Source organism: Corynebacterium wankanglinii, assembly GCF_013601005.1.
Classification (GTDB): domain Bacteria; phylum Actinomycetota; class Actinomycetes; order Mycobacteriales; family Mycobacteriaceae; genus Corynebacterium; species Corynebacterium wankanglinii.
This window is the reverse complement of the sequence record NZ_JABFED010000001.1, coordinates 100,843-120,910: the sequence shown is the minus strand read 5'-3', so window position 1 is coordinate 120,910 and position 20,068 is coordinate 100,843. Positions and strand designations below refer to the sequence as shown.

The following is a 20,068-nucleotide window of genomic DNA, read 5'->3' as shown; positions in this document are numbered from 1 at the left end:
CACACATGTCTGACTTCATCGCGCCAGCTGGACGCTACGCTCCGTCCCCGAGCGGCGATCTCCACGTTGGCAACCTCCGCACCGCGATGCTCGCCTGGCTGTTTGCGCGCCAATCGGGCCGCAATTTCTACATGCGGGTGGAGGACATCGACTCGGAGCGCTCCAGCGCGGAGTCCGCGGCACGCCAGCTGGAGGACCTTGCGGCGATCGGGCTCGAGTGGGACGAGCCCGTGCTGTACCAGCACGACCGCGGACACGCCTACGCGGACGCCCTCGCCCAGCTGGACACCTACGAGTGCTACTGCACCCGCCGCGACATCCGCGAGGCGGCGTCCGCGCCCCACGCGCAGCCGGGGATGTACCCGGGCACCTGCCGCGATCTCACGGAGGAGCAGCGTGCTTTACGACGCTCCGAGCTCCACGCCGAAGGCCGCCTCCCCGCCATCCGGCTCCGTGCGCACGCGCGGGAGTGGACGGTGCGGGACTACTACACGGGCGAGTACACCGGCCCGGTGGACGATGTGATTCTCAAACGCGGCGGGCGGGTTGATCAGGCGCAGGCGGGGGACTGGGCGTACAACCTGGCTGTGGTGGTCGACGACGGATACCAAGGCGTCGATCAGGTGGTGCGGGGGGACGATCTGCTCTTCTCAGCGCCGGCTCAGGCGTACTTGGCGGACCGTCTCGGGTTCACAGCACCGTTTTATATTCATGTGCCGTTGGTGGTTGGGCCGGAGGGACGTCGGTTAGCGAAGCGCGATGGGGCCGTGACGCTGCGAGAAATGATGGCCCACGCAAGCGCCGCGGATGTAGTGGAAAAAATCGCGGAATCGCTCGGCTACGTGGGGATATCCGACGCGCAGACGTTGCTGGAGAAGTTCGACCCGGAGCGGCTCCCGCGCGATGCGTGGGTATTTTCAGGCTGAGCTTGTTTAAGGGTATTCAATACATAATCTGCGGATTATACAATAAAATATTGCTAAATCTCTCAGCTTTCTCCATATTTGTCGGTGGCCCTCTGCCCGCCCCCGGGGTGGCGGCAGTGGTGTAACCGAACTAACTGAGGAGATTTTTAGTGAACCCGAAGAAGATCACTGCGGGCACCGTTGCCCTTGCACTCGGCGCCTCCGCTCTCATCGCACCGAACGCGTCGGCGCTGCCGAGCACCTTCATCAGCCCGCCGGGCGTGAGCTCGAACCCGGGCTTTCTCAAGTGCAACGTGCGGTTTGAAAACAGCGTGAGCAACACCCAGCCGGGCCAGGTAGAGGCGGAGACCTACCAGGGCATCACCCTGGGCACGAGTAATAACCCCGCCAACACCGTCTACCGTCCGTGGATTACCGTCTCCAGCGACGGCGGCCGGATCGTCGAATCTGCTTCCGTTGAGCTTCAGGTGAACAACACCTCCAAGCCGGCGAAGAATCTGGATTTCACGCTGTCGTCCACCTCCAAGGGGAGCTACGACGTCCCCAACGTCGATCCGAAGCTGCCCGCGCAGATTGACGTCACCGACCTGGCGCCGGTCGCGCCACGCAAGGTCACCGTCGCCCCGGGTGGGTCGTTGACCTCGAGTGGCACCCTGGGCATCGACGCGAACACCGACACGCAGACGTGGGCATGGGACGTCACCGTGCCTTCGACTCAGGCCGCAGATCTCTCCAGCATCACCTCCCGCGTGGACGCCGAGGTCGCACCGTGGCCGATGGAGAACGACGACTGCCTGCCGCTGACCCCGTCCTCCACCGAATCCAAGCCGATCATCGCTGACGGTACCGAGTACGACACCGGCATCACCGTCGCCAACGGCAGCGCCTCCGACTTTGCACGCCTGTCCGGCGCCGTTTCCGTCGGCGGCAAGGCCATCGCGGGTGCGAAGGTCCGAGTCGACGCCGACGGCAAGGTGTACGTCACCCTCCCCAAGGGCGCCACCGGGGACGTTGACAACGACAAGCCGGCACACGTCAGCGTTGAGCTCACGGCCAACCCGCGCAAGGAGACCGCAAACCACCGCTACGAGTCCTACAACTCGCCGCAGACCCTGCGCGTCGTGGGCGACAACGGCATCGTCACCAACCAGTCCCCGCTGTTCAACGCAGATGTACCTCTTGCCCAGTTCTCGCCGGAGTACAACTCTCCGCAGAGCGCGAAGCCGGGCAACACCATCAACGTTTCGCTGAAGACCCAGCCGGGCAACGTGCGCGGCGCGGCGGTGGACGCTACCTACACCGTCACGGGTGCCCCGAAGGGCTGGACCGCCGAGCCGGCCGCCGACGGCACCCTGAAGGTAACCGCGCCGGCGACCGCCAAGGGCGGCGACACCGCGGAGTTCACCGTGGAGGTCGCGTACCCGGACGGCTCCGTGGATACGCTCACGCCCGTGGTGAAGGTCGTGGACTTCGACGCGACCGTGACCACCCCTATTTACGGCGAAAAGTTCGGCAAACCGGGCACCGAGGTCACCCTGACCCAGAACACCAAGCTGCCCGGGGGCTCCACCTTCACCATCACCCCGGGCCAGGACCTGGGTGAGTGGAAGGCCACCGTGGATGAGGCCACCGGGAAGATCACCGTGACCATCCCGCAGGGCGTGAAGCCGGGCGACACCCAGACCATCCTGGTCGACGTGACGTACCCGGACGGTTCCACCGACAAGAAGGTCCCGGCGAAGGTCATTGTGCTTAACCAGCCGGGCTACGGCAAGGTCACCGACAAGCCGGGCGAGACAGTCACCCTGCCGCAGACCGGCAAGGTCGTCGAGGGCTCCACCTTCGAGATCGCGCCGAAGCAGGACCTGGGTGAGTGGAAGCCGGCCGTGCACCCGACCACCGGGAAGATCACCGTGACCATCCCGCAGGGCGCGAAGCCGGGCGACACCCAGACCATCCTGGTCAATGTCACCGACCCGAACGGCAAGACCGATGAGGTTCCGGCCACGGTGATTGTGAAGACACCGCAGACCCCAGAGACGCCGGAGAAGACCGGGCCGTCGATCATCATCGTTCCGGGCGAAACCAAGGAGCTGACCCCGAAGGTCATCGGCGGCGGTGGGGGCGATCCGTCCTACAAAATCCAGGACGGCTGGAAGATTCCGAACGGCTGGACCATCACCGTTGACCCGAAGACGGGCGACGTGAGCATCACCGCACCGAAGGACGCGACCCCGGGCTCCACGTTCGAGATCCCGGTGGAGATCACCTTCCCCAGCGGCAAGAAGGAGATCCAGAAGGTACCGGTGAAGGTGGGTGAGATCGCCGAAGGCGCAATCCCGTTCACCCCGGGCCAGAAGGACCCGCTGGTCGTCTACGTCCCGAAGAACGCGGACAACGGCACCGACCCGAAGCTGCCGGAAGGCTGGACCATCGTCGAGCGTGGCGATAACACCTTCACCATCGGCGTGCCGGAGGGCACGAAGCCGGGCACCTACGAGCTCGTGTTCAAGACCAAGGACGGCGCCGGCGAGGTCAAAGTGCTGGTCGAGGTGAAGCAGCCCGCTGACGGCGTTGTGGTCGCCGAGCAGGGCTCCACCGACAACCTGCAGAAGTGCTTTGCCAACATGTCGTCCGAGTCCAACCCGCTGTTGTGGCTGGTCCCGCTCGGCCTGCTCATCGCCATCGGGGCGCCGCTGGCCGGACCGATCGGTGAGGAGCTGGGCAAGGCCGCGGCGAATGTGTCTGCGCAGATGAACATTCCCAACCCGCTTGCGGACCTGGGCTTCGGCGGTGAGCGTCGCCCGCAGCCGGAGTGGATGACGCAGATCCAGATCGAGGCTAACCGCCTGCAGGCGCAGTTTGGCCCGGAGGTCACCCAGGCTGCTGCCATCGGTCTATCCCTGGCCGGCCTGGCGGCGGGCCTCGGTGTGCTGGCCGCTCTGTGCAAGGACGGCGAGCTGCCGGAGTGGGCATCCTCCTCCACCGAGGGTTCCTCTCGGAAGGACGAGGCGGACAAGCCCGCCGCTGAGTAGCCCCTTGTAACGCCTCAAGGCCCAGCCCGCGTGGCTGGGCCTTTTTGCGCGGGGGCGGAACGTGGCGTCGTCAAGCAAGCTACTGCCCGAAGCCCGCGCCCCGGCGCCACGTCAAGGTTGCGCCGGAGCGGACGGGGGAGTGCGCCGCCAGGATGTCGCCGACGCGGAGGTACTCCACGCCCACCGCCTCTGCCGTGATGTCCACGATGGTGTAGCCGTGCGTGTCCAGAGCCACATGGTGCAGGCTGGGGTTCGCGGCGCGGAGGTAGCTGCTGGCCACGTCGAAGATGCGGTGACCAGCCGGGATCTTCGTCGCTTCCGCAACGTTTGGGGCGGTGATGGAGGAGCAGACGATCTCGCAGCCGATCTCAGCACCCGCGTGAGTGATGGTGTGCGCCCACTCCGAGTGGATGTCGCCGGTGAGAAAAATGGGGTGCTTGCCCAGGCGGCCAAGGGTGTTGATCAGGCGACGGCGTTCGAAGTCGTAGCCGTCCCACTGGTCACCGTTGAGGGGGAGCTCGTTGAGCTCCGGGACGGGGACCTTAGTGGACAAGATGTTCGCGCTCAGCGATTCCACGACCGGGCGGGTGGCGGGGTTGTTGAACGTGGCGCCGACGTGGAGCGGGGAGAACATCACGGAGTTACCTAAGGCGTTCCACGCGGCGGTGGAGCGCTCCAAGGTGTCGGTGAGCCAGTCGTACTGCTCGGACCCCAGCATGGAGCGCGCGTCCCCGGGCTGGCGGGCCCCGCCCTTCCAAAACTCCACGTCGCGGTAGGTGCGCAGGTCCATGATGGTCAGCTCCACCAAGTCGCCGAATTCCAGCGAGCGGTAGATGCGGCCCTGCTCCGAGGTCTCGGACAGGCGCACCGGCATCCACTCGAAGTAGGCGCGCATCGCGGCGTCGCGGCGGGTGCCAAAGTCGCCCTCGTACGGGTCGTGGTTCTCCGCGCCGTCGCGCCAGTAATTGTTGGCTACCTCGTGGTCGTCCCACACCACCACCCATGGCAGCGCGGCGTGGGCGTCCTGCAGATCCGGGTCGGTGCGGTAGCGGCCGTAGCGGATGCGGTAATCGGCCAAACTCACCGTCTCGTGGGCGGGGTGGTGCAGGCGCACCGGCCCGTAGCCGGCGTACTCGTACTGGGCGAACTCGTAGATGTAGTCGCCCAGAAACACGGTGAGGTCTAACTGGCCCGCCAAGGCGCGTTGCGCCATGTCCGCGTAGGCGGAGAAGAACCCGGCCTCCCAGTTGGCGCAGGACGCGATCGCCCAGCGCTGCCTGTCCACGTGGCCGGCGGGGGCGGTGGTGGTGCGCCCGAGCGGGGAGACGGCACCTTTGTGAGGGCCGTCGACCACGGTGAAGGCGTAGTAGTACACCGTGCCCGCGTCCAAACCGCGCACGTCCACGTGGATGGTGTGATCGCTCTCCGGGTGGCTTTCCGCCTCGCCCTCCGCAACCGCATCACGCAGCTCCTCGTCGCGCGCCACTCGCCAGCGCACCCGGGTGGCCGCGCCGCCGCCGGAGCCCGGAAAGGCGGCCTCGTCGGGGGTGATGCGCGTCCAGATCACCACCGCGTCCGGCAGCGGATCGCCCGAGGCCACGCCGTGCACGAACGGCAGCGGCTGCAGCTCTACCTCGGCGGGGATGGGTTTGGCGGGAAGGGGGCTTTGCGATTGCGCGCTGGGCACCATCGCCGCCGCGCCCGCCGCCGACGTTGCCACAGCGGCCGTGCGCAGGAACCTTCGCCGCGAGACGCGTGCCTGCCTATCGACGGCCTTCGGCTCCCTCACCCGCTCGTAGCTGCACACGCCCCATATCTTGGGACCGATTGCGCCGGCTCGCGACCGGGAGGGGACGATGTAGCAGGGAATTCGCCCGAAGTTCGCGCGGAGTTCACCGAGGTAACTCTGCGGGGTCTACACGAGTTCAAAGTTGAATCCGGCCAGACTGACAACCGCAGGCTCCGTAGGGGCCGTGCTTGCAAAGTCGAGGTTCCACTTCTTATGCGGCTGAAGCGCCTCGTAAACGTGCCCGATAGGACTCGCGGCATGTATTTCGCTCGCACTGATGTAGTCCCCCAGAACCCGAACGTCTGAGCTGGAGGCAATGATTGTGAACATCTCATCTTGGCGGCGGAACGCAATGACAACGTGCTCCACCTGTGCCGATGTTGCTGCGCACCCGCGCTCGATCATGCACATGACTTCCCCCATGGAAGTTTCCCACTCGCAGACAACAACGGGGGCATCGAACGGGACTGATGCACGACGGAGGCTCTCGCGGACTTGGGGATCTGCCAACAGGCGAACGGCCATTCTGCCTGATTTGATGCGTTCACTGTTGCTCGCGTCCATCCGAATCCCACCTCCTGTAGTTCGCTGCCCAAGATTCAGTCATGTCATCGTAGTAGCGATCATACTCGGCGTCGATAGTTTCCCAAGAGGGGTCCTGAGATTCAATTTTGGCTATAACCGTGCGTTGCTCTTTTGCCCCTGTCTGAAAATGGTGGCCAGAACGAAAGTACTGGTGTTTATGAACCTCGCTGTGGCAACAGTCGTATCGGGCGACGTGGTCGTCTCCATTTCGCGGATCCTCCACCTCGTCTGCCATCTGGGTGAGCGCGAAGTCCACGATCTTTCCGCGGTAGTTCCACGCAACCACGTGCAGCGTACAGGTGCCTTCAGGTTGAAGCACAATTGCGTTGTCTAAAACTTTTCTGCATTTGCCGGCCGGGTGTAGTGAAAGTCGGGCGGGCTGACTGCCATATCGACAAGCCGTCGTTGTCTTCCACTTTTGCCAGGCTTTTGCACTCGGACACCGTAGCATGGCCTTGCGAACAGAGACGTTGCCAGACTGAAGATGCCTCGCCCGCGCTTTTGAAAAAGCGTGAGCCAGGCAAGAAAGTGCGGAGGATGTGGGATTTGAACCCACGAGGGTCGTGAAACCCGCACGCGTTCCAGGCGTGTGACATAGGCCGCTAGTCGAATCCTCCAGCGACACTCGAAAGCGTCTTGGCACATGTTAGACCACCCCGGGCCCGTGGCCAAAACCGCAGCTCGGGCGGGCAGCTTGTAAGTGCGTGCGCTTCCTGGCTACAGTAGCGGGCAGGATCCCACGCGGTGTTATCTTGTGAACTCCCCCAGGGCGGGAACGCAGCAAGGGTCAGCGAGCTCTGGCAGGTGCGTGGGGTCCCTTTTCTATGCCGGTACGATAGGGCGCATGTCACTTAAGGATCTCTCCCAAGACCAGTTCACTGAGCTGGCGGAGCGCACCCGTCAGCAGTACGAGGAGCTCAAGGCGCGCAACCTCAACCTGGACCTCACGCGCGGCAAGCCGTCAAGCGAGCAGCTCGACTTCTCCAACGCGCTGCTTTCTCTGCCCGGAGAGGGAGATTACAAGGACAAAACGGGTGCGGATGTGCGCAACTACGGCAACCTGGAAGGCATCGCGGACATCCGCGAGCTGTGGGCCGAGGCGCTCGGGATTGCCCCTGAAAACCTCATCGCAGGCGACTCCTCCAGCCTGAACATCATGTTCGACCTCATCTCCTACGCCTATATCTGGGGCACGAACGACTCCGAGCGCCCCTGGAAGGACGAAGAGACGGTCAAGTGGCTCTGCCCCGTGCCCGGCTACGACCGCCACTTCGCCATCACCGAGCACTTCGGTTTTGAGATGGTCCAGGTCCCCATGACCCCCGACGGGCCCGACGTGGACGCCGTGGAGGAGCTGGTAAAGGACCCGCAGGTCAAGGGCATGTGGACGGTGCCCATCTTCGGCAACCCGACCGGGATTACGTTCGGGCCGGAGGTCGTCGAGAAGCTCGCGGCGATGGAAACCGCAGCACCCGACTTCCGCATCATCTGGGACAACGCCTACGCCATCCACACGCTTACCGAGGACCAGGTGGACAACCCCAACGTGCTCGCACTGGCCGAGCGGCACGGCCACGCGAACCGCTTCTGGTACATGTCGTCGACCTCCAAGATCACGCACGCAGGCTCCGGCGTCGCCTTCTTCGCCTCCTCGAAAGAGAACCTGGACTGGTACACCTCCCACGCCTCCATCCGAGGCATCGGCCCCAACAAGGAAAACCAGCTCGCACATGCGCGTCTGCTTGGCGACGTCCAAGGGTTGCACACGCTCATGCAAAAGCACGCCGGCTCGCTGGCGCCGAAATTCGACGCCGTCATTGGGATCCTGCACGACCGCCTGGGCGAATACGGCGTGGCGGAGTGGACCGAGCCGAAAGGCGGATACTTCATCTCCCTGGACGTGACCGACGGCTCCGCCACCCGCGTGTGGGAGCTGGCGAAGGACGCGGGCATCACCCTGACCAAGGCCGGCGCATCCTTCCCGCACGGCGTGGACGAGACGGACACGAACATCCGCCTCGCGCCGTCGCTGCCGCCGCTGGACGAGGTGCGCACGGCCATGGACGGCGTGGCCACCTGCGTGCTGCTGGCCTGCGTGGAAGCCGCGGAGGCGAACGCGAAGTAGGCGTGTCGGGGCGCTGGGTACACTTGCCCGCGTGGCTCTGTACAGGAAATACCGCCCCGCAACGTTCGGCGAGGTCATCGGCCAAGAGCAGGTGACCCGGCCGCTGTCGACCGCCCTGGACAACGGGCGGATCTCGCACGCCTACCTCTTCTCCGGCCCGCGCGGCTGCGGCAAGACCTCGTCCGCCCGCATTCTCGCGCGCTCCCTGAACTGCGTGGAGGGCCCCACCTCCACCCCGTGCGGTGTGTGTGAATCCTGCGTGGCGCTCGCGCCGGGCGGGTCGGGCAACTTGGACGTGATGGAGCTCGACGCCGCTTCCCACGGCGGTGTCGAGGACATGCGTGAGCTGCGCGAACGTGCCCTGTTCGCGCCGGCGGAGTCGCGCTACCGCGTCTTCATCATCGACGAGGCCCACATGATTACCAAGGAGGGCAACAACGCCCTGCTGAAGATCGTGGAGGAGCCGCCTGCACACCTGATCTTCATCTTCGCCACCACCGAGCCGGAAAAGATGCTGGGCACCATCCGCTCGCGCACCCACAACTACCCGTTCCGTCTCCTGGCGCCGCAGGCCATGCGCGAGCTAGTGGAGCACGTGGTGGCCGAAGAGGGCGTGCACGTGGACGAAAACGTCTACCCGCTGGTGATCCGCGCCGGCGGCGGTTCGCCGCGCGACACGCTGTCGATCCTGGACCAGATGCTCGCCGGTGCCGGCCCGGATGGGCTGACCTACGAGCTCGCTTTGCCCCTTTTGGGCGTGACGGACCTGACGCTGTTGGACGCCGCCGTGGACGCGCTCGCGGACCGCGACGCCGCCGCGATGTACCGCACAATCGACGAGGTCATCGAGTCCGGCCACGAGCCCCGCCGCTTCGCGCTCGACTTGCTCGACCGCATGCGCGACCTGCTGCTCATCCGCACCGTCCCCGACGCCTTTGGCCAGGGGCTTGTCGACGCACCTTCGGACCGCGCCGACATCCTCACCGACGAGGCGCACCGGTTTAGCCCGCAGCACCTGGCCACGTTGGCCTCCGAGGTCAACGACCGCATCGCCGACCTGCGCGGCGCGACGTCACCGCGCCTGCTGCTGGAGATCATGGCCGCGCACCTGCTCACCCTCGAGGCGGGTGGGGCAGCGCTGCCCGCGCCGGTTGCGCCAGCTGAGCCTGCCCAGCCCGCTCCGTCTGCACAGGCTGGCCGCCCTACCCGCGAGGGCGGCGGTGCGGCCGCGGCAGCTGCTGCCGCGGCCGCAGCTGCGAACTCGCGCAACCGCCCGCAGGAACAGCCCGCCGAGCCGAAGGTTGCTGAGCGGCCCGCGCAGCCGAAGCAGAGTGCACCGGCCCCCCAGTCTGCCGAAAATGCAGCGCCGGAAGCCAACGAACCCGACACCGACGAGCTGTTCGAGCGCATCGAGCGGGACTGGACACGGCTGCGCCAGTCCGTCGGCGAACGCAACAAGGTCGCCGAAATCATGCTCACCGAGGCCAAACCCCTCGGGTTCGACGGCGACGTGCTCGTGGTCGGCCACCACACCGGCGCGTTAGCCGAGCGCATCAACGCGGAGAAGAACAACGCCGACATCGCCGCCGTGCTCTCCGCGAAGCTGGGTGCGAAGGTGCAGGTCCGCTGCGTCATCGGCACCGACCCCGCCACCGCGAACCTGCGGCGTCCCGCCAAGCGCGAGGTGTGGAACCCGGGTACCGAATCCGAGGCCACCGAGTCCGAGGACCCCGCCCCGGCCAGCGGGTGGGACGCGCCCGCCGCGCTCGGCAGGCCGCAGGAGGCGGCTCCGCCGAAACAGCCACCTGCGCCGCAGCCGCAGCCACCCCAGCCCACCAAGCGCGAGGATGACTGGCGCGCGGCAGCCCTCGCGGCCAGCCAGAAAGCAGCGGCGAAGGCGAAACAGGAGCGCGACGAAATCCCGCCCCCGCCCGAACCGTACGACTACGACGAGGGGGAGCCGGAGGCGTCGATAGGCGAGGAGCCCGCGTACACCCGCGAGGACGAAGAACGCGACATGGCGGACCAAGCGCGCGATGAGGAAGGCAGCGCCGACCGGCGCGACGCCACCGAGGTCGCCATGGACCTGCTCGCGGCGGAGCTCGGCGCGAAGCCGTTGTAGACTGGCACGCGGACTATTAGCGAACGAAAGGACACACCATGACCCAGCCCCAGGACATGCAGGAGCTCATCCGCCAGGCAGCCGAGGTGCAGGCTGCGCTGCAGCAGGCACAGATGGAGCTGCTCCAGACCGAGGTCACCGGCACCGCCGGCGGCGAGCTGGTCACCGTCACCATGACCGGTGGCGCCGAGATTACGGACATCAAGATCAAGCCGGAGGCCGTGGACGCCGACGACATCGAGTCGCTGCAGGACCTCATCCTCGCCGCGTACCGCGACGCCCACAACCAGGCCGGCAAGCTCGCCGAGGAGAAGATCGCCCCGCTGACCGGCGGCGCGATGGGCGGCGGCGCACCGCAGGGCGGCAATCCCGTCGGCGGCCAGCAGGCAGGCCCGGGCGAGATCCCGTTCGGCGGCATCATCTAACTGTTGCCCCCGCGCGTCCGGCCCCCGCGGCCGGGCGCCTTTTTCTTTGTGAAAGGACGCCGTGTTCGAAGGACCACTGCAGGACCTTATCGACGAGCTGTCGCGCCTCCCCGGCGTCGGACCGAAATCCGCGCAACGCATCGCGTTCCATCTGCTGAAGGAGGACCCGGAGGACGTGGATAGGCTGCGCGCCGCGTTGGCCGCCGTGCGCGACGGGGTGACGTTCTGCCGCATCTGCAACAACGTCTCGCGCGAAGACGTGTGCCGCATCTGCGCCGACTCCGGACGGGACAAATCCACGGTGTGCGTGGTCGAGGACGCGAAAGACATCCAGGTCATCGAGCGCACCGGCGAGTACTCCGGGCGCTACCACGTGCTCGGCGGCGCGCTGGACCCGCTCGCCAACGTGGGGCCGAAGGACCTGGCCATCGCGCCGCTTCTGCAGCGCATCGGCGGGGTGCTACCGGACCTGGACGGGGCGGAGGCGCCCGCCGTGTCCGAGGTGATTCTGGCCACCGACCCAGACACCGAGGGCGAGGCGACGGCGTCCTACCTGGTGCGGCTGCTCAAGGATTTCCCGGACCTGACCATCTCTCGCCTGGCGTCCGGCATGCCGCTCGGCGGGGACTTGGAGTTTGTCGACGAGCTGACGCTGTCCCGCGCGCTGACCGGCCGACTGAAACTCTAATTACCTGTAGGTTTGCCGGTTATCCACAGGGGTGGGTGCGCGAATTCCACAGGGGTGGCGGCGGTGGGGTTGCGGGGTGGTTAGTGTCTGTGGCCATGAACCCGTTCGACGCACTGATCCAGGCGATGGCCGCAGAATCCATGGAGACGCTGCGGCACTTCGACCTGTCCGTCGCACTGGCCGCCAGCATGGCACCAGAGCGCGCCCGCGCCTGGGCTGCGATGCAGGACGTCTACTACGGAACAACGAAATTCACCCGCAAGCAAGCCCTCGCCGCGCAGAAAGCTCACGGGTTTTCCATCGACGAACTCGCACTGATCGAACGCCGCATCAGCGGGGTCAAAGACACGGCCGAGCGGTGGCGGCTGCGCCTGGAACTGCTCGAGGTGCCCGGCGGGTACCGCGCGATTGAACGCGCCGCACGCGAACTCATCCCCGCCGATACCACCCCGAAGAAAAAACAGGTCGCCTTCTCCCGGCCGAGAAACGGCCGGGCACGCATCACCATCGACACCACCGACCGCAACGCCGCCGACTTAGAACACCGCCTGCGCCAAAACCTCGACCCCACCACACCGGCCGCGCCCCAAATGGAACAAGAATTCTGGCGCATCCTCGACGGCACAGCAGAAGGTGTCGTTGCCGCCGCACCCCGCCCGATCGTGATGGTGCCCATCGACGCCCACATGCGCATCCTCGCCGGTGCCGGCGACGAGATCGAACTGGTGCTCACCGACGGCACCACCATGACCGGCGCCGAATACTTACAGCACGAGTTCGGTCACGCACTGGAAGTCGCCGCGTTCCATCCCACACACGGGGCGGTGAACCTCTACCGCACGAAACGCTTGGCCAACCAGAAGCAGCGCGACCTTGCCGCGATGGTTTCCCCGGTGTGCGCGTTTCCCGGCTGCCGCCACGGCGCATACGCGTGCCAGACGCACCACGTCACACCGTGGCAACACGGTGGTGAGACCAATCTGGACAATCTTGCCCCGCTGTGCCGCTACCACAACCGGGTCAACGACGATGACCCCACACGACGCAAACGCGGACGCATCACCATGGACCGCGGCGCACCCATATGGGCATCACCAACCGGACACCACCACACAAACACCAACCGAGGAGCACTCAACCAACTCTTCGGCCCCAACCGCTAACGCAGGCGCTCGCGGCGCAGCTGTGTCACGGCGTCGAGCTCCAGCGGCTCCAGGTCCGCCAGCGGCACGTCGAGCGCGCGTGCGAGGAGTAAGTCGGCGAGCTCCGGGTTGCGGGCCAAAGCAGGCCCGTGCATGTAGGTGGCAATGACGCTGCCCTGGACCACGCCGTCGACTTTTTCCCCGTCGATGGAGCTTGCGACACCGACGCCGTTGCCCACGCCCCGGGTCACACGCCCCAGGGCAGACGCGTCCGGCCCGAGTGCGGTCGCGCCCATATGGTTTTCAAAACCCGTCAGTGGCTGCGACAGCTCTGCGGTGATGCCGGCGCGCGTCGGCGTCGCGGCGAGCTCGCCGGTAGCGCGCTTGGGCAGGGGAGCGGTGGTGATGTCCAAAAGTCCCACCCCCTCGACCTCGTTGCCGTGGGCCCGGAACGTGTGGCCGAGCACCTGCAGGCCGGCGCACACCGCGAAGATGGGTTTGCCGTCGGCGGCGGCCGCCTGCAGCCCCGGCGACGCGCTCAGCCGCGCGGCGGCGATCAGCTGGGCGGCATCCTCGCCGCCGCCGAGGGTGTAGAGGTCGTGGGTGGGCGGGACGTCGTCGTCAAGCATGATGCGCTCGATGGCCGCGTCGATGCCGCGGCGCCGTGCGCGCTCGCGCAGGACGAGCGCGTTGCCGTCGTCGCCGTAGGTGCCCAGCACGTCGGGCAGGACCAGGCCGATGGTGAGCTTAGGCACGGTAGTCCTCCTCCTTGGTCAGCGCGCGGCGCAGGTTCAGCAGCGCGGTGTAGTTCGCCAGCACCTCCACGCGCCCGGGCGGGCAGGCGCGGATGGCCTTGACGGGGTCGTGGACGAGCTCGTGGCCGATGTTGGCGTAGGTCAGCCGCACCGCCAGGTCGGTGGCGCGCTCGCCCGCGGCGACGACGTGGGTGTCGCCGAAGTCCTCGAACTTCACGTCCCACAGCCACGAGACGTCCTCGCCGTCGCCCTGCTGCGCGTTGACGGCGATGACCACGCCGTCCGCGTCGCGGTCGACCATGGACAGCGCCTCCTGCCAGCCCGCGGGGTTCTTGGCCAGCAGCAGGTGGATGGCGTGGTCGCCGAGGTGGACGGTGGTGTAGCGCCCCGCGACGTTGTCCACGGCGGCTGCGGCGGCGACGGCGTCGTCGAGCGGGATGTCGAACGCCTCCACGGCGGCGGCGATGGCCTGGGCGGCGTTGCCCAGGTTCGCGCGGCCCGGCAGCGTGAGCTCAAGCTTGACGACGCCCTCCGGCCCCACCAGTTGCTCCCCCTTCACCGCGTAGTCGGGTTCGGGGCGGCGGAACTCGCGGCCGTCGGGGAGCGGTTCCACGGCGTACCAGTCGCTTTGCTCATGTGCGTTTTTCTCATTGTCCGCGAGGTACGAGCGGACAATGTGGCCTCCGGAGCGGGGGTTGGTCACGGAGTCGCCGGTCCAGCCGGCGCCGGCGGCGACCCACACCACGTTGGGGTGGTCGTAGGCGATGGAGGTGATGAGCACGTCGTCGCAGTTGGCGATGACGGTGGCGTCCGGGTGTGCCATTACGGCGTCGCGCAGCGCGCGCTCGATCTTGTTGATCTCGCCGACCCGGTCCAGCTGGTCGCGCGTGAGGTTGAGCAGCACGAACGCGCTCGGTTTGAGGCGCTCGGCGACCTTGGGCACGTGCAGCTCGTCGCATTCCAGCACGATCGCGTCGGCGTCCTTGCCGGCGAGGAGGGCGGAGATGATGCCGGCGTCCATGTTGTCGCCGCCGTCGTTGGTGGCCACAGTGTGCTTCGCGCGCACCGCGCCGGCGAGCATGCGGGTGGTGGTGGATTTGCCGTTCGTGCCTGTGACCAGCACTACCGGGCGGCCGCCGCCGAGGGAGGCCATGATGTTCGGGTCGATCGCGCCGGCCACGAGGCCGCCGATCATGCCGCCGGCGCCGCGGCCCGTGGCGCGCGAGGCGGCGGTGGCCAGATTCGCGGCGGTGGTGGCTGCCGCAGAGCGGAGGCGGGAGATTGGTCCTTGCATGCGGACAAGGCTACTCCGCGGACTCCATCTCACCGACTAGCCGCGCGAACTCCTCGCCGGAGACGACGGGGATGTTCTTGCGGTGGGCGTGCATGGCCTTGCCGCGCAGCTCGGCGCCGCGTAGAAGCGCGTCCGAGACCGCCACGGATGTCTCCCGGGTGAGTTTCTCCCGGTAGTTCAGGCCGGCGCGCACGCCGGCGTCGATGAGCTGGTCGGGGTCTACCGCGATGTCGTCGGAGACGACGAACTCCATGCCGCGCAGCAGCCCGCCTTTGCCCAACAACCCTGGATTGGACCCGATCGCCGGCGCCTTCTCCGCGTCCACGCGCAGCGAGGAGCGTTGCAATCCGAATTGGTCCGGCGCGAGATCCTCGGGGGTGAACTGGGCGACCCCGCGCGGTTCGAGCTCCAGGTACGTCGCCACCAGTTTGAGTGTCTGCCCACGCGAAAACTCCGACTCGGATTCGCCGACGCGCTCGCGCGAGGCGGCCGGGGGCGTGGAGGCTACGCCCACCAGGTTCGCCACGGCGTTGATGCGCGTGTCCACCGGCACGTGCCCCTGGCGGCGCGCAGTGGCTAAAAGGTCGACGATGGCGTCCGGCTTCGGCACGTGGCCCACCCGCTGGCGGCGCTTGTTGCCGCGCCCGCGCCGCGAGCGGTTCGCACGCGCGGCGGCGTTCATCGCCCGGCGGGCTTCGGAGACCACGAAGCCCCAGGTAACGGGGGAGTCGTGGGTGACTAAGACGCGGCCGTCGATGAGCTTGTCCAGCGTCCGCAGGTACCGGGAAAACCGCGGGGCCTGCGCGAAATCGTGCGGGGTTAAACCGTGGGTGTGCGCGGGGCCGGGGTCGGTGCCGGGGTTGAGCACGGCGTGGAACTCCTCGCCCACCCGCCCGGCGGCGTCGAACGTGACCGCGTCGACGGTGAGCAGGCGCCCCGTCGACGGGTGTATCCCCGTGGCCTGCGTAAACAACGCCACGTAGGGGTAGTCGTTCTCAGTCATCGTTCCAACGTAGCTTACGGCTCAGCTACCTCGTACAGTGGCTGATCAAGTCTGGTGTTGGAGCGCACCTTGAACCCGCCGATGGAGTACTCGTACGCCTGCTCCTCGGGTGCCGGCGCAGGCGCGGGCGCGGGAGCTGGTGCCGGGGCGGGGGCAGGGGCCGGACGCGCCGGAGCCGGTGCCTGCGCAGGTGCCCTCTGCGCCGGGGCCCGCTGCACGGGTGCGGGTGCGGGCGCCTGCTGCGCTGGCTGGGCCGGGGCTTGCACTGGGGCAGGGGGCACCGGGGCCTGGGCTGGCAGCTCGGTGCTGAACTCCGGTTCCGCTGGCGATGGCTCGGGGGAAGTCTCGGTGGTCGACGCCGCCGACTCGGTTTCGCTGCTCGGCTGCGTCTGCGGTTGAGATATCTCAGTGGTCTGCTGGTATGCCGAAGTAGAGTCGCGCTCTATGCCGGATGGGGAGCTCATGACTGCCGTGCCCACGCCCGCCAAGACGAGGGCGGCGACGGCGGCCGCTCCGGCGATAAGCGCACCGCGGCCTCTGCCGGGGGCCCGGGTTTCCTTGTCGGGGCGTTCCTCGGTGTCGGCGGCGAGAGCCGCGGCTTCCGCGTCCATGGTGGCGAAGAAGCTGGTGGTGGCGGGTTGGATCTCCACCTCGCGCACGATCGGCGGCAGGGGGGAAATCGCCGGGACCTCATCGGCGGGGATCGGCCCGGCCGACACGGCGAGGGCGACGCCGCCTTCCACGGAGGTGGCGTAACCGCGGGCGACGGCGACGAGCCCCCGCTCCTCCAGGCGGCGCAGCGTCGGCGTCAGCGCCTCGCCCGCGGCGGCGTCCAGCTCGCCGACGACGCTGCCGTCCACGGCAAGCGTGATCTCCCCGGCGTCGTCGAACGCCAAGGTGGCCAACACCTGTGCCGGCGGTTCCACCGGCAGCTCGCCACGCAAATCGACGGCGTAACGCTCCCCGTCCGGCAGCAGCGCCCACGGCGCCCGCGGGGGAGTGTTTACCGGCAGCACTTGCCCTGCCGGTGGCAGCAGCACAGCGCCGCGCTCCGCCGCCACCACCGGGGTTACGCCGGCGGAGGCGAGTTGGCCCAGCTCCGCGTCATCCACCGAGCCCACAACCTCGCCGTCCACGAGGACGTCGAGGGCCGGGGTGAGGGTGACCGAATGGACGTCGGCAAACAGACGCTCGACGGGGAGACGGCGCGGGCCCGAGGGGACCTCATACGTCGCCATCACGCCACCTCCCGCCGCTTAATTGTGTGGTTTAGTCCCGCAAGTATAACGCGCGGGCGCTAGTTCGCCGCAGTCGAGCGGTTGACCGCGGAGACAATCGCTTCCAGCGACGCGCGCGTGGTGGAGCCGGCGATACCCACACCCCACGCAGACGTGCCGTCCACGTCGGCGTAGATGTAGCAGGCCGCGTCCGCGTCATCGCCTGCGGTGCGTGCGCGCTGCGAGTAGTCCTGCACCTCGAACTCGATGCCGATCCGCTCCAGCGCGTTGGCGAACGCCGCGATCGGGCCGTTGCCCGCGCCCTCGATCTCGCGCTCGGCGCCCTCGTAGGTCACCGTCGCGGCCACGCGGGTGTCCTGGCCGTCCTCCTCGGCGGCGTCGATGCGGTAGTGGGTGAGCTCCAGCGGGGAATCCAGGTCCAGGTAGGTGGCGGCGAAAATGTCCCACATGTTCTTGGAGTTGACCTCGCCGCCCTCGCTGTCCGTGATGTTTTGCACCACGGCGGAAAACTCCGGCTGCATCGCCCGCGGCATATTGATGCCGTGGTCGGTCTTCATGATGTAGGCCACCCCGCCCTTGCCGGACTGGGAGTTCACGCGGATGACGGCCTCGTAGGTGCGGCCGACGTCCTTCGGGTCGATGGGCAGGTACGGCACCTCCCACGTGGTCTCGCGCAGCTCCTCCCAGGAGACCTCGGAGCTGGTGGCGTCCGGGCGGACATTCTGCGCCAGCGCGTCCAGGCCCTTGTTAATCGCGTCTTGGTGCGAGCCGGAGAACGCCGTGAACACCAGGTCGCCGCCGTAGGGGTGGCGCTCCGGCACGCGCAGCTGGTTGCAGTACTCCACCACTTCGCGGATGCGGGTGATGTCGGAGAAATCGATCTGGGGGTCCACGCCCTGGGTGAGCATGTTCAGCCCCAGGGTGACCAGGTCCACGTTGCCGGTGCGCTCGCCGTTGCCGAACAGGCAGCCCTCGATGCGGTCCGCGCCCGCCATGTAGCCCAGCTCGGCCGCGGCGACGCCGGTGCCACGGTCGTTGTGCGGGTGCAGGGAGATGATCACGGAATCGCGGCGGGCCAGGTTGCGGTGCATCCACTCGATGGAGTCCGCGTAGACGTTCGGGGTGATCATCTCCACCGTGGACGGCAGGTTCAGGATGATCGGGTTTTCGGGTGTGGCCTCCATCGTTTCGACGACGGCGTCGCACACCTCGAGCGCGAAGTCCAGCTCCGTGCCGGTGAAGGACTCCGGCGAGTACTCCCAGCGCCAGTTTGTGTCCGGGTAGTCGGCGGCGATGGTCTTGATCAGCTCGCCCGCATCCGTCGCCAGCTTCTTAACCTGCTCGCGGTCCTTGCGGAACACCACGCGGCGCTGCAGCTTGGAGGTGGAGTTGTAGAAGTGCACGATGACGTTCTTCGCGCCCTCGCACGCCTCGAAGGTGCGGCGGATCAGGTGCTCGCGCGCCTGCACCAGGACCTGGATGGTCACGTCGTCGGGGATCATGTTCTTTTCAATGATCTCGCGCACGAAGTCGAAGTCGGTCTGGGAGGCGGAGGGGAAGCCGACCTCGATCTCCTTGAACCCCATCTCCACCAGCAGGTTGAACATGCGGCGCTTGCGCTCGGGACTCATCGGGTCGATCAACGCCTGGTTGCCGTCGCGCAGGTCCACCGCGCACCATTGCGGCGCGTGCGTGATCTTCTTGTCGGGCCAGGTGCGGTCCGGCAGCTGGATGTCCTCGACCTCCTCGGCAAACGAGAGGTAGCGCTCAATTGGCATCTGCGAGCCGCGCTGCTTGTTCCACGCCGGTTGGTCTTCGTGGCGCGGGCCGGACGGGGTTTGGATCTCACGGGGTGCGAAAAAATCGTTGGTCATCGGGGGTCTCCTCTGTCGGTGGTGTGTTCCACGGCCGGCCAGCAAAAACTCCGCGACGGGGTGCCGGCCGTGTTAGTTGGCCTGATTCCCGCCGCGGCGTAGAAGGAGAAGCGCCCCGTGCGACATGCGGCACACCTTACATCACTTGATGCTCACTCGTGTGAGTATTGCGGCCGAAACGAGCATCACGCCTATCGACGTCCCAACGGCCACCCACCCCAGCACCGAATCCACGCGGAAGGATTCGCCGAGCAAAAACAAGCCCAGGGAAAACGCCACCAGCGGCTCCACGATCTTCGACGCCGGGAGGGACGTGGCCAGGTTGCCCGCCGCGAACGCGTACTGTTGCACCACCGTGCCGGCGGTGGCGGCGAGCAGCATGGCCCACAGCTGCCAGGAGGTGACAAGGCCGAGTACGCCGCCGTCGACGAAGTCGTCCACCGCCACTTTGGAAAACACGGCCTGGTAGCCGTACATCGCACCGCAGGCGGCGCCGAAGATTAAGGCTTTGCCGGCCGGAGGACGTCGAGAAGCGGTCGCGTAGGCGAGGAGGATGATCGCCACGGCGGTACCCACGACCGTGACCCACTCCCACGTAGCCGGGTCGCGCGTCCCCGGCAGGGGGCGGCCCAAAACCACCACGCCGCCCACGGAAGCGGTGAGCGCAACGGCCCAAAACGCCTCCGCGGTCTGCATGTGGCGCTTCTCCGCCCACGCGGAAAACAGCAAGGTCAGCATCAGCGACAGCGCGAGGACCGGCTGCACTACCAGCAGGGAGCCGAACGCGAGCGCGGCGGCCTGGAAGCCATAGGCCAAAAACGCCACGCCCATCGACGCCCACCACGCGGGCCGCTTGATGGACTGCATGGGGGAGTCGTTGTTCTCGCCTTCCGCGGTGCCTGCGCGCATGATGCGGTGGCGCCACACCGTCCCCGCCGCCATAGTCGCGGCCGAAACGAGCGCGAACGTGACGGCGAGAAAATTGTTGTGCACAGTGAATGATATTAACGCGGGTGCCTAGTTTGGCAGTTTTGGGACGCTATTCTTGGCCGTTGGAATGCACGCAG

General features: G+C 67.2%; 15 protein-coding genes, 1 tRNA gene and 1 other RNA gene. 8 read left to right on the top strand and 9 right to left on the bottom strand.

All coding sequences use genetic code 11. The features are described 5' to 3' along the window. Window positions 1–5: 5 nt before the first annotated feature. Both gluQRS and HMA55_RS00550 read left to right on the top strand, forming a co-directional pair. Window positions 6–926, top strand: coding sequence for a tRNA glutamyl-Q(34) synthetase GluQRS (gene gluQRS, locus HMA55_RS00555; RefSeq protein WP_181191155.1), 921 nt, complete (start codon window positions 6–8; stop codon window positions 924–926). 149 nt (window positions 927–1,075) lie between these two features. Beyond that, the gene (locus HMA55_RS00550) at window positions 1,076–3,961 is read left to right on the top strand and encodes a YPDG domain-containing protein (protein WP_181191154.1); all 2,886 of its coding nucleotides are present in this window, start codon (window positions 1,076–1,078) and stop codon (window positions 3,959–3,961) included. 79 nt (window positions 3,962–4,040) lie between these two features. Here the strand turns inward: HMA55_RS00550 and HMA55_RS00545 are convergent, their stop codons facing one another. The 3 genes from HMA55_RS00545 to HMA55_RS00535 form a co-directional block, all read right to left on the bottom strand. Continuing rightward, window positions 4,041–5,768, bottom strand: a complete 1,728-nt coding sequence (locus HMA55_RS00545; protein WP_181191153.1) for an alkaline phosphatase D family protein — start codon at window positions 5,766–5,768, stop codon at window positions 4,041–4,043. A gap of 108 nt (window positions 5,769–5,876) precedes the next feature. Further along, entirely contained in the window at window positions 5,877–6,314 is a 438-nt protein-coding gene (locus HMA55_RS00540) for a hypothetical protein (protein WP_181191152.1), read from the bottom strand. A gap of 552 nt (window positions 6,315–6,866) precedes the next feature. Next, window positions 6,867–6,952: transfer RNA gene (locus HMA55_RS00535), tRNA-Ser, on the bottom strand. Between the two features lie 111 nt (window positions 6,953–7,063). Here HMA55_RS00535 and ffs point away from each other — a divergent pair. The 6 genes from ffs to HMA55_RS00505 all read left to right on the top strand — a co-directional run bounded on the left by ffs (window position 7,064) and on the right by HMA55_RS00505 (window position 12,858). After that, an RNA gene (ffs, locus tag HMA55_RS00530) (signal recognition particle sRNA small type) lies at window positions 7,064–7,159 on the top strand. Between the two features lie 20 nt (window positions 7,160–7,179). After that, on the top strand, window positions 7,180–8,460 hold the full coding sequence (locus HMA55_RS00525; protein WP_181191151.1) for an aminotransferase class I/II-fold pyridoxal phosphate-dependent enzyme: 1,281 nt from the start codon (window positions 7,180–7,182) through the stop codon (window positions 8,458–8,460). A gap of 31 nt (window positions 8,461–8,491) precedes the next feature. After that, entirely contained in the window at window positions 8,492–10,582 is a 2,091-nt protein-coding gene (locus HMA55_RS00520) for a DNA polymerase III subunit gamma and tau (RefSeq protein ID WP_181191150.1), read from the top strand. Between the two features lie 38 nt (window positions 10,583–10,620). Beyond that, complete coding sequence (locus tag HMA55_RS00515) at window positions 10,621–11,007, top strand: YbaB/EbfC family nucleoid-associated protein (protein WP_181191149.1); 387 nt, start codon at window positions 10,621–10,623, stop codon at window positions 11,005–11,007. A 61-nt stretch (window positions 11,008–11,068) separates the two neighbouring features. After that, window positions 11,069–11,695: a recombination mediator RecR gene (gene recR, locus HMA55_RS00510; RefSeq protein ID WP_181191148.1), complete on the top strand. Its 627-nt coding sequence runs from the start codon at window positions 11,069–11,071 to the stop codon at window positions 11,693–11,695. 95 nt (window positions 11,696–11,790) lie between these two features. Next, entirely contained in the window at window positions 11,791–12,858 is a 1,068-nt protein-coding gene (locus HMA55_RS00505) for an HNH endonuclease signature motif containing protein (RefSeq protein WP_181191147.1), read from the top strand. Here the strand turns inward: HMA55_RS00505 and HMA55_RS00500 are convergent. The 6 genes from HMA55_RS00500 to HMA55_RS00475 form a co-directional block, all read right to left on the bottom strand. Further along, window positions 12,855–13,592 carry a type 1 glutamine amidotransferase gene (locus tag HMA55_RS00500; protein ID WP_181191146.1) on the bottom strand — a complete coding sequence of 246 codons (738 nt, stop codon included), beginning with the start codon at window positions 13,590–13,592 and terminating at the stop codon, window positions 12,855–12,857. The two genes, HMA55_RS00505 and HMA55_RS00500, sit on opposite strands and share 4 nt — an antisense overlap. Next, a complete protein-coding gene (locus tag HMA55_RS00495; protein ID WP_181191145.1) occupies window positions 13,585–14,886 on the bottom strand; it encodes a MurT ligase domain-containing protein in 1,302 nt (433 codons plus the stop codon). Before HMA55_RS00495 ends, HMA55_RS00500 begins: the two co-directional genes overlap by 8 nt. Window positions 14,887–14,896: 10 nt before the next feature. Continuing rightward, entirely contained in the window at window positions 14,897–15,889 is a 993-nt protein-coding gene (locus HMA55_RS00490; RefSeq protein ID WP_181191144.1) for an exonuclease domain-containing protein, read from the bottom strand. Window positions 15,890–15,903: 14 nt separating this feature from the next. Then, window positions 15,904–17,127 carry a hypothetical protein gene (locus tag HMA55_RS00485; RefSeq protein ID WP_181191143.1) on the bottom strand — a complete coding sequence of 408 codons (1,224 nt, stop codon included), beginning with the start codon at window positions 17,125–17,127 and terminating at the stop codon, window positions 15,904–15,906. Window positions 17,128–17,186: 59 nt separating this feature from the next. Further along, a complete protein-coding gene (gene leuA / locus HMA55_RS00480; RefSeq protein WP_181191142.1) occupies window positions 17,187–19,001 on the bottom strand; it encodes a 2-isopropylmalate synthase in 1,815 nt (604 codons plus the stop codon). A gap of 141 nt (window positions 19,002–19,142) precedes the next feature. Further along, window positions 19,143–19,994 (bottom strand): DMT family transporter, encoded by an 852-nt coding sequence (locus tag HMA55_RS00475; RefSeq protein ID WP_181191141.1) that lies wholly within the window; start codon window positions 19,992–19,994, stop codon window positions 19,143–19,145. Between the last annotated feature and the right edge of the window lie 74 nt (window positions 19,995–20,068).

Bases quoted from the DNA above. Each gene is read 5' to 3' on its own strand.
- gluQRS (WP_181191155.1), top strand. From the start codon at position 6: ATGTCTGACTTCATCGCGCCAGCTGGACGCTACGCTCCGTCCCCGAGC.
- HMA55_RS00540 (WP_181191152.1), bottom strand. From the start codon at position 6,314: ATGGACGCGAGCAACAGTGAACGCATCAAATCAGGCAGAATGGCCGTT.
- HMA55_RS00525 (WP_181191151.1), top strand. From the start codon at position 7,180: ATGTCACTTAAGGATCTCTCCCAAGACCAGTTCACTGAGCTGGCGGAG.
- HMA55_RS00515 (WP_181191149.1), top strand. From the start codon at position 10,621: ATGACCCAGCCCCAGGACATGCAGGAGCTCATCCGCCAGGCAGCCGAG.
- HMA55_RS00505 (WP_181191147.1), top strand. From the start codon at position 11,791: ATGAACCCGTTCGACGCACTGATCCAGGCGATGGCCGCAGAATCCATG.
- HMA55_RS00495 (WP_181191145.1), bottom strand. From the start codon at position 14,886: ATGCAAGGACCAATCTCCCGCCTCCGCTCTGCGGCAGCCACCACCGCC.
- HMA55_RS00490 (WP_181191144.1), bottom strand. From the start codon at position 15,889: ATGACTGAGAACGACTACCCCTACGTGGCGTTGTTTACGCAGGCCACG.
- HMA55_RS00485 (WP_181191143.1), bottom strand. From the start codon at position 17,127: ATGGCGACGTATGAGGTCCCCTCGGGCCCGCGCCGTCTCCCCGTCGAG.
- leuA (WP_181191142.1), bottom strand. From the start codon at position 19,001: ATGACCAACGATTTTTTCGCACCCCGTGAGATCCAAACCCCGTCCGGC.